Consider the following 15,198-nt stretch of genomic DNA (forward strand, 5'->3'; position numbering starts at 1 on the left):
ATAAAGCTTTTAAATATTTTATAAATAATATTTAGTTCAGCTATCTAAGTTAAGTAAAGGTATGGGTGAACTTATCATTAATTTTGCTGCAAATATTTTACGAGTTACTTTAGGTTTAAAACCAAGTTTAAGCATATGTTTGAATACCTTGCACAGCTTATTCAGTAATAAGACCTTTAATTAAGCATTAAAATTACCATAACAGGATTATTCGTTGATAACCCTGTTTCCACACGTAACTTATTTATAACTTTAGCTAGCCCTGTAAATATAAAAAGTTCATCAGCCCATTATTTGTTTTTGCAATCTCTAGCGTTAATCGATGAACAGCGCCATAAATAAAACAAAGCAGGTAAAACAAGTAAGGTTAATATCACCGCACTTAACATGCCGCCAACCATAGGAGCTGCTATTCTGCTCATCACTTCAGAGCCCGTACCTGTGCCATATAAAATAGGTAGTAAGCCAACAATAATGGCAGCAGCAGTCATCATTACTGGGCGCACGCGCATGCCAGCGCCATGCAACACCGCCTGAAATAAATCTGCTTTTGTTGTGGTAATATTTTTTGAGCTATGATCCTCTAACATGGTTTTATAGGCTTGGTTTAGATACACCAACATAATCACACCAATTTCAACCGCCACCCCTGCAAGGGCAATAAAACCAACCCCTACTGCTACTGAGAAGTTAAAGCCCTCTAAATACATCAACCAAATACTGCCTACCATAGCGAGCGGTAATGTTCCCATAATCATCGCTACTTCAATGACATTTCTAAAGTTTAAATAAAGTAAAATAACAATAATAAATAGTGTTAAAGGCACCACATACGCCAACTTAGCTTTTGCTCGCTGCATATACTCGTATTGGCCAGCCCAAGTAACTGAGTATCCTGCAGGTAGCACTAATTGCTCGGCAACAACTTCCTTAGCCGCTTCAACATAAGTACCAACATCGACACCTTCAATATCGACATACGACCAACCATTTAAACGAGCATTTTCAGATTTAATACCTGGTGGCCCCTCTTCAATATAAATATTGGCAACATCGCCTAAGGCAATACGCTGACCATTGGGTGTCACTAGAGGTAATATTGATAATTGTTCAGGCGAGTCACGATAGTCTTGCAAGTAACGCACATTAACGGGGTATCGCTCTAAGCGCTCAACGGTTTGAGTAACATTCATGCCGCCAATCGCAGTAGCAACCACTTGTTGAATGTCAGCAATGTTTAAACCGTAGCGAGCAGCTTTTAAACGTTGAATATCGACTTTAATATAACGACCGCCAGCAACGCGTTCAGCGTAAACAGACGTAGTACCTGGTACAGTTTTTAAAATAGTTTCTAACTGCAGGCCTATGTCTTGAATAACCGATAAATCTGGCCCTGCGACTTTAATGCCAACGGGGGTTTTAATGCCTGTTGCTAACATATCAATACGGGTTTTTATTGGCATAACCCAAGCGTTAGTTACCCCTGGAAGTTTGACTAAAGCATCAAGTTCTTTTTTCAGGCTCTCTGCTGTTACACCTGCTCGCCATTGGTCTTGAGGTTTAAACTGAATAAAAGTTTCTATCATGGTGAGTGGCGCAGGATCGGTTGCGGTTTCTGCACGCCCTACTTTACCAAACACTGTTTTTACTTCTGGTACCGTTTTAATCAATTTGTCAGTTTGCTGAAGTAGTTGGCGAGCTTTACCAATTGAAATACCCGGATACGTGGTTGGCATATACATTAAATCGCCTTCATCAAGCGGTGGTATAAACTCACTACCAACTTTATTAATTGGATAGATGCCAATAGCCAAAACAATTAACGCTACAAATAACGTTACTTTAGGAAAGTTTAAAACGGCTTTAAGTGCTGGCATATAAATAAAGGTTAAAAATCGATTAACCGGGTTTTTATGCTCGGGTAGCACTTTACCTCGAATAAAATAGCCCATTAATACCGGCACAAGTGTAATAGCCAATGCCGCACTCGCCGCCATGGCATAAGTTTTGGTAAAAGCGAGTGGCGCAAACATGCGCCCCTCTTGCGCTTCTAAGGTAAATACCGGCACAAAACTTACGGTAATAATAAGTAAACTAAAGAATAACGCAGGGCCAACTTCACTGGCTGAGTCAGCCACTATTTGCCAGCGGTTCTCTTTTGTTAGTGGGGTCTTTTCCATATGCTTATGCATGTTTTCTATCATTACAATAGCCCCATCAATCATCGCCCCTATGGCAATAGCAATACCGCCTAACGACATAATATTGGCGTTAAGCCCTTGTATATGCATGATGATAAATGCGGTTAAAATACCCACAGGTAAACTGATAATCGCGACTAATGATGAGCGCACATGAAATAAGAAAATAATGCACACTAATGCCACTACACCAAACTCTTCTAATAACTTAAATGCTAAATTATCAACAGCGCGTTCTATTAATGCAGATCGGTCATAAACCGGCACAATTTCTACACCATCTGGTAAACCTTTTTTAAGTTTTTCAAGTTTGGCTTTTACGCCATTAATTACTTGTTGAGCGTTTTCACCAAAACGCATAACCACAATACCGCCAACCGTTTCACCTTTGCCGTTAAGCTCAGCAATACCTCTGCGCATTTGCGGGCCTGTGCCAATATCAGCGACATGTTTAAGCAATAATGGAGTGCCATTTTTATTTAACCCAAGCGGAATATGTTCTAGATCTTCAACGCCTTTAATATAGCCAGTTGCTCGCACCATATATTCTGCTTCAGCCATTTCAACCACCGAAGCACCAATTTCTTGGTTACCTTGCTTAATGGCGGTTTGAATAAGCGAAAGTGGAATACCATAAGCACGTAATTTGTCAGGATTTACGTTAACTTGATACTGTTTCACCATACCGCCAAGTGCGGTAACTTCAGACACACCCGGTACCGTTTGTAATTCAAACTTTAAAAACCAGTCTTGAATGCTGCGAAGTTGGCTTAAATCATGTTGGCCAGTGGTATCGGTAAGCGCATATAAATAAACCCAGCCCACTCCTGTGGCATCAGGCCCAAGTTGTGGACGCGCATCACTGGGCAAGCTTGGTGCAACTTGGCTTAGATATTCAAGTACTCTAGAACGCGCCCAATATAGATCGGTATCTTCATCAAAAATAACGTAAACATAAGAGTCTCCGAAAAAAGAATAGCCGCGAACAGTTACCGCGCCAGGCACAGAAAGCATCGCAGTGGTCATTGGGTAAGTTACTTGGTCTTCAACCACTTGTGGCGCTTGTCCGGGATAACTTGTTTTTATAATAACTTGCACGTCAGATAAATCTGGCAGTGCATCAATCGGCGTTTTACTGACCGAAAACAAACCTACACCCACCAATAAAACCGTTGCCAATAACACCAAAAAGCGATTAACAATCGACCAGCGAATAATAGCAGTAATCATTTTGTCTTTACTCCTGGTTAGTGGTTTGAATGATCAATCGGAGCTACGTTCAACGCAGCTTCAGAATTGTTTTTTTCAGTTTTTGACAATGTTGAAAAATTAGACAATGGCGAAATATCAATAATAACGAAGTCTCCATCACGTATTTCAAAGGTAAAGCTCACTTGCATGCCTTCGTTGAAATTCGCTAAACTAACATTTTTGGCCGTTATAAAATCTACCGTTGCCGCAGGTCTATTCCATTTTTCAATTGCTGAGCGACTGATATTGATCATACCGTGATCTTTCATCAGTGAATTAATGGTGCCTGTAACTGTGGCTGAACTGACTTTCTTAATCGATTCGTTTTCCATGTCACTACCCATTTCCATTGCACTATCCATTGCACTAGGAGTATCAGGAATATGAATATTGGAAATTATGTAATCGCCTTCTGCGGTTTTACTGATTTCTACATGTAAAGTTAACCCAAGCTTTAAGCGTGAGAAATCAACGCTATCAATAACAAGAAAGTCCATAACCATTTCAGGCCAGTCCCACTGAGGAATAGCTTCATGCTCAAGCGTTAACATCTTGTGCCCTGCCATAAGGTTGGTTATTTCACCTTGTACCCAAACCGATACCGGCATTGGTTCTTCACTAGCTGTAGCATCACTTCCTTCGTTTTCAGAATACATACGCTTAAAATCTGATGATTTACTTGATTCTGAATCCAATAAAAATTGTGCTGAACTCACCACCTTATCGCCTTCACTCAGACCAGTAATAATTTCAACATTTTCATTGTCATATCGACCTACCGTTACCGCAATTGATTTAAAACTGCCTTCACCTAAGGCAAGAACAACACGATCTTGTTTACCGGTTCGTATCAATGCTTCTTTAGGAATAAGCAAGGTGTTATCTGCGTCTGTTGAGTGAATAGCAATTTGTGCGAACATATTAGGTTTAAAAGCACCTTTTTCATTACTAAAACGTAACCTAAGTTTTACCGTTCTGGTTTTAACATCTAAAGTTGGATAAATTAAATCAACTTGCCCTTGCCATGACTGTCCCGGTAAATAATCTAAAGTCATGGTCACAGGTGCGCCTGCCTTAACTTGATTAGCTTGGCGCTCAAATACTTCTGCTTCCACCCAAACCTGCGATAAATCGGCAATAGACATAACCGTTAATCCCGGTTGAACATAAAACCCTTCACGGATATTCAATGTTTCAACCACCCCGTTTTGTGGCGAATAAAAGGTAATGGTTTGCTGTACCTGTTTGGTTTTTATCAGCTGAGATATTGCTGACTGAGGAATTTGTAACGCTAATAAACGATTTTCAGCGGCTTTTATTAGCTGACGATTACTACGGTTGAGCGCCAACACTAACTCTTCTTGAGCATTGACTAGCTCTGGCGAATAAATTTCATACAGCGCTTGGTTTTTTGTTACCGATTCACCTACCGCTTGAACGTAAAGCTTTTCTACCCAGCCTTCTACCCTTGGATGAATATGCACCATTTTTTCTTCATCGTAAGCAATATAACCAACGGTATTTATTTCAGCATGTAAGGGCTTTATTTTTGCCGTAGAAGTTCTAACGCCTAAATTATTTATCACATCAGAAGAAATACGAATGGTACCAACACCTGCATCTGGACCTTGGTTGCTATCTTGGTATACCGGCACCAAATCCATACCCATGGGGGATTTGCCTGCTTTGTCTCTTCTATAATTAGCATCCATAGGCGCAACCCAATATAGCGGTTTATCTTTTGCTGACGATGCTGATGGCTCTTTTCCATTGCTTTCTGCAAAAAGATAAGAGAAAGCAGCACCAGTAATTAATCCACCCAATAAGATGCCAAAAGCAACCGGCTTGAATAGGTTTTTATTGATTGTATTACTCATTAATTAACTCCGAAACAACAGCGACTTGGCCGCTATTGTTGATAATTTTACTACCGTGTGAGCTTGCGGTGTTGAGGTTACCCATAAAGAGATAGTTAAGTTCTAAACGTATTTTCTGCTCTTCAACATTAAGTGTTAACTCGTCTATTTCGCTATTCAGCACCGCAATACGTGAACGAACCACTTCAGAGAAGTCGCCATCGTCATTGGTATAAGCTGACAACGATGCTTGGGCTTGGTCATGAACTTGCGGTAACAACTTGTTTTTATATAAGTCTTGGCGCTGTTTTAAGCTGACAAGTTGACCTTTTGCACTGGCATAAGATGCCATCAATTCACGCAGTAACAATATTTTTTCAGTTTTTATCGATTCTGACTCGTATATAGCAGACTCACGCTCTTTATCTTGTTTATTTTCAGTAAAAAGTGGCAAGTCGAAGGTTACACCAACTGAAAATAAATCAGCGCGACTACTCCCCATTGCATCGTCTGCACGATAACCATAACTGGCATTTACTCCCCATTGCGCTTTATATTTTTGCTCAGCTAATGAAATACCTGCAGAAGTAGCCGCTATTTTTTTCTCAACAGCCAAAACCGCGGGATGATAAGAAAAGTAAGGCAGCAGTGCCATAGGTTTAAGCCACTGTTGTTGCCAAACTAAATCGGCATTTATTAACGCTATCTCGGGCAATTTAGGGTGAGTAATAATGTTATGAAGAGAAAAGTCAGACGCTGAAATTGCTGAATCCATTGAGCTCTCTACACGAGAAAACTGACTTAACCACTGCGAAATCATGCCCTGATAGCGATTTTGTTGCTGCGTTAATACATTTAATCTGTCATCTAAACGGGTAAGTTCTAGCTGTGAGCGCACAATATCTTGTTGGCGAGTTTTACCTAATGCTGATGAATAACTCACTTGTGCAACTTCTGCTAATTGTTCGAAAAGCGATCTGTTTTTTTCGATTAACGCGATACTTTGTTGCACGCGATAAACATCTAGCCATAAACTACCAACCGTTACGGCTACTTGTCCTTCACGATTTGCCCTTTGAAAAGGCAAGGCTTCACTTTGGGTTTTTAATTGACCACTTTTTATCGCTAAGCTATCACCGCGAGGAAACAACTGAGCAACGCCAAATTTTGCTTGGGTCATACCCTCTTGAGCAAAGTCAAAACCATTCACCGGCAAGTTAGCTAAACTGATAGAGACCATAGGATCAGGCAAGGTATTGGCCGCTTGGCTCATTAACTCAATCGCATTTTGCTTATGCACGTTGCCCATTAACCAAGGGTCGTTTTTCTGCGCTGTTTTAATGGCATTTTCAAATGATAAAGTAACGCCTTTATTGTAATCTGTTGCGCTTGCTGTATGAATATATAAAACAGAAAACACTAGAAAACTAAGACGAAATTTAATGTTAAATTTAAACTTCTTACTTTGCTTAGCCATTAAAATTGCTCCTGATCATTTTTAAACATAATTTTAAATAAAACTATTACCATAATTTTTAACATATCTATTATTTAACGATCATTACCCCGAATTGGGGTATCAATTATTGTGTTAAAAAAGGTTATTTTTAAGGCGTGAAAAGTAATTTGTATAAATTACGCGCAAAAAAACTAACGACTCTCTAGGTTTTATAAATGCAGCCTAAATTCTGGACACACTTATGCTGTAGCTAGCTAGATATTGGCGGACGGTAAAGAGATGTGCTTTGTTGGCTTAAAGCCACACTGGAGGTATTTAGTATTTTCTCTGGATTAAGAATAAAAAGGTTTGGCGCTAAACTATTGATAATGCTTGCAACATTCGAACAACCACCGGTATAGCACTGACAGTTTTTGTTACAACAGTCTTGATTTGAACTTTCATCTGAATCAGAAGAGGTTCCTGACATATTGTGCATACTATGATCCATCATAGACATCATATTTTGGGGCGATGAATCTGAGTTTAGTTCTGTACTTACTTCTTTATCTAATGCAGAACTCATATTCATCATACCCAACATTTGATAAGACATAATAGTAGACGCGATTGCCTGACCCACAAAGGCCATACAAACGATCAGAACTATTGATGTTTTAGCTAATGATTTTGCGTAGTATGCGAACACAGGTGTTCCAAAAAGAGAATAATTAGCGGAATGGTCGCACAGCTACGGGTTATATTCAACGAAATCATCTTTTTCTAGTGAATAAACTTACCGCCCGTGATAAAAAATTATGTAATTAATTAACATCGATACAAACAAACGGTTTATTATAGCGCCGCTTTGAAAAGAATGGTTATAAAGCCTAACGTACAAGATTATTAACTAACTTTAATAGTGCATATACGCTTTTTCATAAGCTATTACACCTATTCGTTAATCGTTACAAAATTAAGCTTATTGCAGGGTAAACGTATTATTATTCCTAGAAAAAGTGCTGAGACACTCCAACCACACAGCGTCTCGCCATACCAACCTAACCTTTTGTTATATGTTAATAATTAACAAACCTAAATCAATATATTAACGCTTTTTACTTGGAAATTTAAAATGTTTGAAATTGTTATTCTATCGTTAGCTTTAAGTATGGATGCTTTCGCAGTTTCTATAGGTTTAGGCGCTAAGCATACCCAAAAAACTAATAATCTCGCCATTTCTTGCGGATTGTATTTTGGTTTTTTCCAAGGGTTAATGCCATTAATTGGTTATATGGGCGGTCGAGGGGTTTTAGGTTGGGTGGAGTCGTACGCGCCTTGGATTGCCTTCTTACTATTAATATTAATTGGCGGAAAAATGATTTATGAATCACTTTCGCACGGTATTGAAAATGATATAGCAAAAATCACCCATAGGATCATGCTGGTGCTTGCCATAGCAACAAGTATTGACGCTATGGCTGCTGGGTTTTCGTTAACCCTACTAGATATCAACCCGTTAATTGCTTGTGCAACCATAGGCTTTACCACACTATTTTTCAGTGTGTTAGGGGTTTTTATTGGCGCAAAAAGTGGCACATGGCTTGAAAGCAAAGCTGAACTCTTAGGTGGTGTTGTTTTAATTCTTATTGCGATAAAAATATTATTTATTTAAAGCATAATTAATTCAATCTTAACTAAGTTAGGGCTCAAATAAAAAACAAATATCTCGGTAATTTTATTGCAATATTCAGCTAATCTTAAGTTTAGTCTGGTATGTTATTAGCACTATATTTTTATTGCGAATTGCTTGTGAAAGTTTTAATTATTGAAGATTCAACATCTTTGAGAAGAAGTTTAAAGATTGGCTTATCTAATCTAGGTTATACCGTAGATGACACCGGCGACGGTTCTGAGGGCTTAAGTATGGCACTCTCTGGCGACTATTCTCTTCTTATACTCGATTTAATGCTGCCATCGGTTGACGGTACCTCAATTCTAAAAGCGATAAGAAAAGCAAATAAAGATCTTCGGGTTCTTATATTATCAGCACGCGATTTAACCGAAGATAAAATTGAAGGCTTACTTAATGGCGCTGATGACTACCTCACCAAGCCGTTTTCTTTTGATGAACTACATGTTCGACTACTTTGCTTAATGCGCAGAGGCTCATTAAACGTTAATGACAACACTATTAACATAGGCATGTTTTCATTGGATCTGCACTTAAAACAACTTTTTTGTGATGGCGTAGATACAAACTTAACCCCCAATGAATATAAATTAGTGGAATGTCTTTTTAGTAATCAAGGTAAAGTTATATCACCAGAGAAATTAAGTGAATACTTAGCTGGACAATACGACGCCATCGCAAAAAACTCAATTGAGGCGCATTTATCTACAGCGCGTAAAAAAGTTAAGTCGCTTGGTTACGATTTACCCATTAAAACTAAGCGTGGCTTCGGCTATTTTTGTTGAGATTAATGAATGACTTCTATTAAAAAAAAGTTAAGCCGCTATATATCAATTTCGATATCGATATTATTAGTGTCGATACTATTGATCACCGATATAGCGGTTGATAGCTGGATTGATGTTGAATTTGACCGAGCAATGACTAACAAGGCTAACTTGCTTACCACGCTAATAAGTGAAGATAGTGATGAAATACATGGTATTGAATTTGATTTCGCAGATGAATTTATGCCTGAATTTTCTGGTAATAATGATCCTGAATATTTTCAACTATGGCTTGATAATAAGGTATTCGAACGTTCTAAAACATTAGCGTTGTTTGATATTAATGATCTCCCTCGAACAACAGTTAAATTAAACCAATCCGTTATTATTGACATAACCTTGCCTGATGGTCGCTCAGGTAGAATGTACTTTACTAAATTCAAACCTCAAATAGATACCGACGATAGAGAAGGTCTTGTTGATCTCCTCCAAGTAGTACAAAATCAAAAAACCATGGAGTTGGCTTACGCGGTGAGTAATGAAGGGTTAAACCAAATACTTTGGTTTGTTGATATTATTTTTATCTTAACTTCGCTTGCTGCTGTTTTCGCGGTTAGGTTAATTGTTTTTAAAGTTGTAGATCGCGGTTTAAAGCCTATTGAACAACTTAATAATGAGTTACAAAAAATCAATTTAAATTCTGAAATTAGTGCCATAAACACCGCCAATTTGCCAGACGAATTAATCGTAATTGCTAACGGTATTAATCATTTTATTCGAGAAAACAAAAACCTTTACTCGCGAGAAAAACGCATAACCTCAGATATTGCACATGAATTAAAAACACCCATAGCTGAGTTATTGAACTTAAGTGAAGTTGCCATTAAATTCCCACACGAGAAGCAATTATCTGATAATTTTAAAGTTGATGTTCTTAACATTACTGAGCGCTTACGCAATATTGTAAACAGCATACTCTTACTGCAAAAAAGCACGAATAGCATCAAGCTAGCAAAGCAAAAAATTGAACTAAAGCAATTAATTAATAACGTTATAAAAATTGAAAATAAAGCAAAGCGAACGATAAATTTCACTTTGGATAAATCATGCGAAAGTATTCAAGCGAATGAGTTCGCATTAACAACCATTTTATGCAACTTAGTAAATAATGCACTTTTTTATAGCCCAGATAACACACCCATTACTATTTCAGTGTTACCTCATTCTGAAAACAAGCAAGTTATCTTCAGCTTAACTAATGTTAGTGAACACCATTTTTCTGAACAAGATTTTGCCCTGTTTTTCGATCCTTTATGGCAAAAAGACGCTTCACGTACCTCAACTGACCGATATGGTTTAGGCTTAGCTATTGTTAAATCTTATTGTGAAAATATATCGGCCACTTTACAGGTTGCTATGTCAGCAGAAAAAGAAATAACCTTTACAATTATTATATAAATGCCAGGTTAATTAACAATAACTCAATAGCAAATAAGCATGGCATATAAACGATATACTTAACGAAATGTTAAGTTTATTCTAAGCTAAATATCAGTTTTCCCTAAGCACTTCTTAAGGTTAGCTAATTAACATATAAACACTGACTAATAAGTGTTTATATGATGATATTTTTACAGAAACTTAAAAATTTAACCTTAACAACAAACCAATTGTTATTTTTTACTTGCTGTTATATTGCGCTAATTTTAAACCTGCCCTTTTTAACAAAAGCCACTAACGCTATTACCGCTTTAGATGATTACAATATTATGTTTTTAATCTCATTACCGGTATTTTTATTATCTTTAACTGTATTAGTTCAAGGGGTGTTCTCATTTCGATGGCTAACCAAACCTTTGCTTATAGTTACGGTACTTATCTCATCACTGATATTCTATGGCACGATAACTTACGGCATTGTTTTTGATTATACTATGGTACAAAATACCGTTGAGACAGACACTGCTGAAGCACTATCTTACCTTAACGTTTACGCCAGTTTATTTTTCTTATTTTTTGGTATTTTACCTGCTTTTTTAATCTATAAAGTAAAATTAACCTATAAGCCTTTTATTAGAGAATTATTAAGCCGTTTAAAAGTTATTAGCTTGAGCTTGGGGACAGTATTATTAATCGCCAGCGTTTTTTATTCTAACTACGCTGCTGTTGGCAGAAACAATAAAGATTTATTAAGCTATATTACGCCTTATAAAATGATAGATGCCAGTTATAAATTTGTTAGAAATCATTACTTTTACCCGCCGCTTAAATTTCAAGTGTTAGACACTTTACCTACTATTGTGCGCGATAATTCCCGTAAACATGTGACGGTTATGGTACTAGGTGAAACCGCAAGAGCGCAGAGCTTTTCACTTAATGGCTATAGTAAGCCGACAAATATAAATACCGAAAAGCACGGGGTAATATCGTTTTCAGATGTTAGTTCATGTGGCACAGCTACTGCGGTATCTGTACCTTGCATGTTCTCTAGATTAAACAAAAAAAACTACAATAAACGTAGTGCGACAGCGCAACAAAACGCCATAGATTTAATACATTTAGCAGGCGCTGATGTATTATGGATTAGCAATAATAATGGTAGTTGCAAAGGCGTATGTACCCGTGTAAAAACAATTCAAGTAGCAACTGATAAATCTAACCCTTTATGTGATGGTGAATATTGTTTTGACGAAGCTTTACTTGCGCATTTAAAACAAAAGCTGAACTCACTTACACATGAAAATACCTTGATAGTTTTACATATGATTGGCTCTCATGGTCCTACCTATTTTAAACGATATCCGAGTGATAAGAACGTATTTACGCCTGACTGTCAGCGTAGCGACATTCAAAATTGTAGCCCTGAGCAACTGCTTAACAGTTACGACAATACTATTGCCTATACTGATTTTGTTCTCTCAAAAGTTATCAACGAATTAAGTGTTTTAGATAAAAAAGATAATATTGAATCTTCAATGCTTTATATATCAGATCATGGCGAATCGTTAGGCGAAAGTGGTGTATATTTACATGGTCTGCCCTATGCCTTCGCCCCCGTAGAACAAACGCATGTCCCGATGATATTTTGGACCGACAATACCCAAGCTGATTTTAATACTGAGTGTTTGCGAGATTTGTCAAAATCACCTATGAGCCATGACAATATTTTTGATACTTTGCTCAGTATTATGTCAGTTAAATCGAAAGCATATCGTATTGAAAACGATCCGTTTATTGACTGTAAATCCGAGCATGCAATAGCACGAACTACGCCTTCTAACTCATTAAAGATGGAGATTACAAACTAGTGTTTGACAATACCAAAAAGCCTAAGGGCTTAAAAAGAATAGTTTTAGCTTCGTTTAACTCATTTCGAGCAATAAAATGGTTATACCAAAATGAATCAGCATTTCGACAAGAGTTATTGTTACTGATGATTGCCATTCCAATATCTTTTGCATTCGACATCAGTGCTAAAGAGCAAGTGACGTTGATACTAGCCGTACTGTTTATTATTTTTACCGAAATAGTCAATACCGCAATTGAAGCAGTAGTCGACCGAGTTGGTTTAGAGATACATCCATTGTCTGGGTTAGCAAAAGATTTAGGCTCAGCCGCCGTTTTATTAAGCTTAATAATTGCTAGCAGTATTTGGTTTGTAATATTACTTTGATAGCAGCTAAGTAGCCGATAAACAGCTTAAACACTTGCCAGTATAGTACTGACAATAAAAAGTTAACTTAGCTTAATTTCAGTTTAAATTAAGCTTTTCTTAAGTTTCGTTTAATAAAGTAGCACCGTGTTCTAATTGCGGTATTACTTTTAATGTTCAAAACAACGATTTATTTACTTCGCCCATTTATTCTATTTTCTGCATTACTTTTACTAACGTTATTCATTTCTCGAATGGGATTAGCGCTTTGGCAGATTGAACGGTTCGAAAACTTTAGTGCTCTATTAACGCTAGTTACACACGGTGTTAGGATTGATTTAAGTGTTCTGGGTTATTTACTGGTTTTACCTGCCACTTTACATCCTTGGTTCATACTTTCTAAATATCATAAAAAATGGCTAATAATCTTAAAGGCACTATTTTTCTTTATTTTTATCTGCGTATTCTTTTTTGAACTGGCTACCCCTGCTTTTATTAATGAATATGGCTTTAGGCCTAATCGGTTATTTATTGAGTATTTACCCTATCCTAACGAGGTTTTTAAAATGTTAGTTAACGGCCATTTACTCACCTTAGTTGTCGTTTTATTAACGTTAGGCTTAAGCGCAAAATACCTTGGTTCTTATTTAAATAGCGTTATTCAGCATAAAAAACAGCAGCATAAAGTAACAATATTGGCATCGGGCTTATCATCTGTATTTTTATTATTAGTATTAGTCCTTTGTGCTCGTGGTACGCTTGGCCATCGCCCTATAAACCCAGCATTAGTCTATTTTTCAACTGATCCGTTAATTAACTCATTAACGTTAAACTCTATTTATAGCGTGGCGCATGCCTTTAAACAATTGGGTGATGAAAAGAATGCTTCAAAACTTTATGGCAGTATGAGTACTGATAAAGTCATTAGACTCGTGCGACAAGAAACGGGGTTAGCTATAGAAAACTTTAGCAATAAATCATTGCCTTCACTCGCGTCACGTTTACCGGTTTATCAAGGTAAACCTAAAAATTTGGTTATTATTTTAGAAGAAAGTTTAGGAGCGCAATTTGTTTCGTCTTTAGGCGGTTTAACTTTAACACCAGAAATTGACAAGCTTAATGATGAAGGCTGGGCTTTCAAAAATTTATATGCCACAGGTACGCGCTCTGTTCGAGGTATAGAAGCAGTAATTACAGGTTTTACACCAACACCTGCAAGAGCTGTTGTTAAGTTAGATAAATCGCAAACCGGCTTCTTTACTATTGCAAGTTTATTGGCCAAGCAAAATTATCACACACAATTTATTTATGGTGGAGAAAGTCATTTCGACAACATGAAGAGCTTTTTTTTAGGTAATGGCTTTAGTGATATTGTTGACTTTAAAGATATTGAAAATCCGCAGTTTGTTGGGTCTTGGGGCGCTAGTGATGAAGATGTATTCAATCAAGCCAATGTTGAACTCAATAAACTTCACAACCGTAAGCAACCTTTCTTTAGCTTTATATTTTCATCGAGTAACCATGACCCTTTTGAAATTCCTGAAGGTATAATTACACCTATTCAATACAGTAAAGAGCAACTTGTTCAATACGACGAAAAAGAGCTATCACGCCATAAAGCAATACAATATGCTGATTATGCTTTAGGTAAATTTATAGCGACAGCAAAACAGCAACCTTATTGGCAAAACACAATATTTTTAGTCGTCGCTGATCATGACGCTAGAGCATTAGGTAGAGACCTTGTACCGATCAAAAACTTTCATATTCCTGGCGTTATTCTTAACTCAGAAAAACAACCTTTTGTTGATAACAGAATTGTCAGCCAAATCGACTTAGCGCCAACATTATTATCGTTAATTGGTGTAACCAACTATTCTCCAATGCTAGGGCATGATCTTAATAGAAGCGATATTTCTGAACGGGCTATAATGCAATACGCAGATAATTTTGCCTATATGAATGCCAAGGGCGTGAGCATTTTACAACCACAAAAAGAGCCACTAAGTTTTAATTACGACTTAAAAAGTCAGCAACTAATGCCGGTATTAGATAACAAAGCCTTAACAGATATTGCTTTAGCACATGCTTTATGGGGAAGTTTAGCTTATGAGAATAAGTGGTTTGCTCTGCCTGATGATGTGATTAGCAATATAAAATAATAATGTTGATTACAGATCAGCCATAGTTGACTTAATAAATCATGAATAGATCAGAATTAACGAAAACGGGTAAATAACCTGAACACTGGATAAGCAGCGCTCATTATCCAGCGTTCAGGCTAAATATAAAATTAACGTTAATGTTGTAAAGTGAAAAATAAAGCTTAACTGGCATTTA

The 15,198-nt window shown here is 37.1% G+C and carries 10 protein-coding genes; 6 read left to right on the forward strand and 4 right to left on the reverse strand.

Annotated features, from left to right (window positions below; genetic code table 11):
- Positions 1-290: 290 nt before the first annotated feature.
- The 4 genes from B6A32_RS10795 to B6A32_RS10810 all read right to left on the reverse strand — a co-directional run bounded on the left by B6A32_RS10795 (position 291) and on the right by B6A32_RS10810 (position 7,455).
- Positions 291-3,431 (reverse strand): efflux RND transporter permease subunit, encoded by a 3,141-nt coding sequence (locus B6A32_RS10795; protein ID WP_085303810.1) that lies wholly within the window; start codon positions 3,429-3,431, stop codon positions 291-293.
- A 17-nt stretch (positions 3,432-3,448) separates the two neighbouring features.
- Positions 3,449-5,329 (reverse strand): efflux RND transporter periplasmic adaptor subunit, encoded by a 1,881-nt coding sequence (locus B6A32_RS10800; protein ID WP_085303812.1) that lies wholly within the window; start codon positions 5,327-5,329, stop codon positions 3,449-3,451.
- Complete coding sequence (locus B6A32_RS10805; RefSeq protein ID WP_085303814.1) at positions 5,322-6,785, reverse strand: TolC family protein; 1,464 nt, start codon at positions 6,783-6,785, stop codon at positions 5,322-5,324. The genes B6A32_RS10800 and B6A32_RS10805 overlap by 8 nt, the downstream gene beginning before the upstream one ends.
- Positions 6,786-7,017: 232 nt before the next feature.
- Positions 7,018-7,455, reverse strand: a complete 438-nt coding sequence (locus B6A32_RS10810; protein WP_233131386.1) for a hypothetical protein — start codon at positions 7,453-7,455, stop codon at positions 7,018-7,020.
- A 426-nt stretch (positions 7,456-7,881) separates the two neighbouring features.
- Between B6A32_RS10810 and B6A32_RS10815 the strand changes: the two genes are divergently transcribed.
- The 6 genes from B6A32_RS10815 to B6A32_RS10840 all read left to right on the forward strand — a co-directional run bounded on the left by B6A32_RS10815 (position 7,882) and on the right by B6A32_RS10840 (position 15,020).
- Entirely contained in the window at positions 7,882-8,421 is a 540-nt protein-coding gene (locus tag B6A32_RS10815; protein ID WP_085303816.1) for a manganese efflux pump MntP, read from the forward strand.
- Positions 8,422-8,558: 137 nt separating this feature from the next.
- Positions 8,559-9,224: a response regulator transcription factor gene (locus B6A32_RS10820; protein WP_085303885.1), complete on the forward strand. Its 666-nt coding sequence runs from the start codon at positions 8,559-8,561 to the stop codon at positions 9,222-9,224.
- A 9-nt stretch (positions 9,225-9,233) separates the two neighbouring features.
- A complete protein-coding gene (locus B6A32_RS10825) occupies positions 9,234-10,664 on the forward strand; it encodes a sensor histidine kinase (protein ID WP_085303818.1) in 1,431 nt (476 codons plus the stop codon).
- A 161-nt stretch (positions 10,665-10,825) separates the two neighbouring features.
- Complete coding sequence (locus B6A32_RS10830; protein ID WP_085303820.1) at positions 10,826-12,514, forward strand: phosphoethanolamine transferase; 1,689 nt, start codon at positions 10,826-10,828, stop codon at positions 12,512-12,514.
- Positions 12,514-12,879 (forward strand): diacylglycerol kinase, encoded by a 366-nt coding sequence (locus tag B6A32_RS10835; protein WP_085303822.1) that lies wholly within the window; start codon positions 12,514-12,516, stop codon positions 12,877-12,879. Before B6A32_RS10830 ends, B6A32_RS10835 begins: the two co-directional genes overlap by 1 nt.
- Positions 12,880-13,031: 152 nt before the next feature.
- On the forward strand, positions 13,032-15,020 hold the full coding sequence (locus tag B6A32_RS10840) for an LTA synthase family protein (protein ID WP_085303824.1): 1,989 nt from the start codon (positions 13,032-13,034) through the stop codon (positions 15,018-15,020).
- Positions 15,021-15,198: the final 178 nt, after the last annotated feature.

This window comes from Colwellia polaris, from assembly GCF_002104515.1.
Lineage (GTDB): Bacteria > Pseudomonadota > Gammaproteobacteria > Enterobacterales > Alteromonadaceae > Cognaticolwellia > Cognaticolwellia polaris.

Bases quoted from the DNA above. Each gene is read 5' to 3' on its own strand.
- B6A32_RS10795 (WP_085303810.1), bottom strand. From the start codon at position 3,431: ATGATTACTGCTATTATTCGCTGGTCGATTGTTAATCGCTTTTTGGTG.
- B6A32_RS10800 (WP_085303812.1), bottom strand. From the start codon at position 5,329: ATGAGTAATACAATCAATAAAAACCTATTCAAGCCGGTTGCTTTTGGC.
- B6A32_RS10805 (WP_085303814.1), bottom strand. From the start codon at position 6,785: ATGGCTAAGCAAAGTAAGAAGTTTAAATTTAACATTAAATTTCGTCTT.
- B6A32_RS10815 (WP_085303816.1), top strand. From the start codon at position 7,882: ATGTTTGAAATTGTTATTCTATCGTTAGCTTTAAGTATGGATGCTTTC.
- B6A32_RS10825 (WP_085303818.1), top strand. From the start codon at position 9,234: ATGACTTCTATTAAAAAAAAGTTAAGCCGCTATATATCAATTTCGATA.
- B6A32_RS10830 (WP_085303820.1), top strand. From the start codon at position 10,826: ATGATGATATTTTTACAGAAACTTAAAAATTTAACCTTAACAACAAAC.
- B6A32_RS10840 (WP_085303824.1), top strand. From the start codon at position 13,032: ATGTTCAAAACAACGATTTATTTACTTCGCCCATTTATTCTATTTTCT.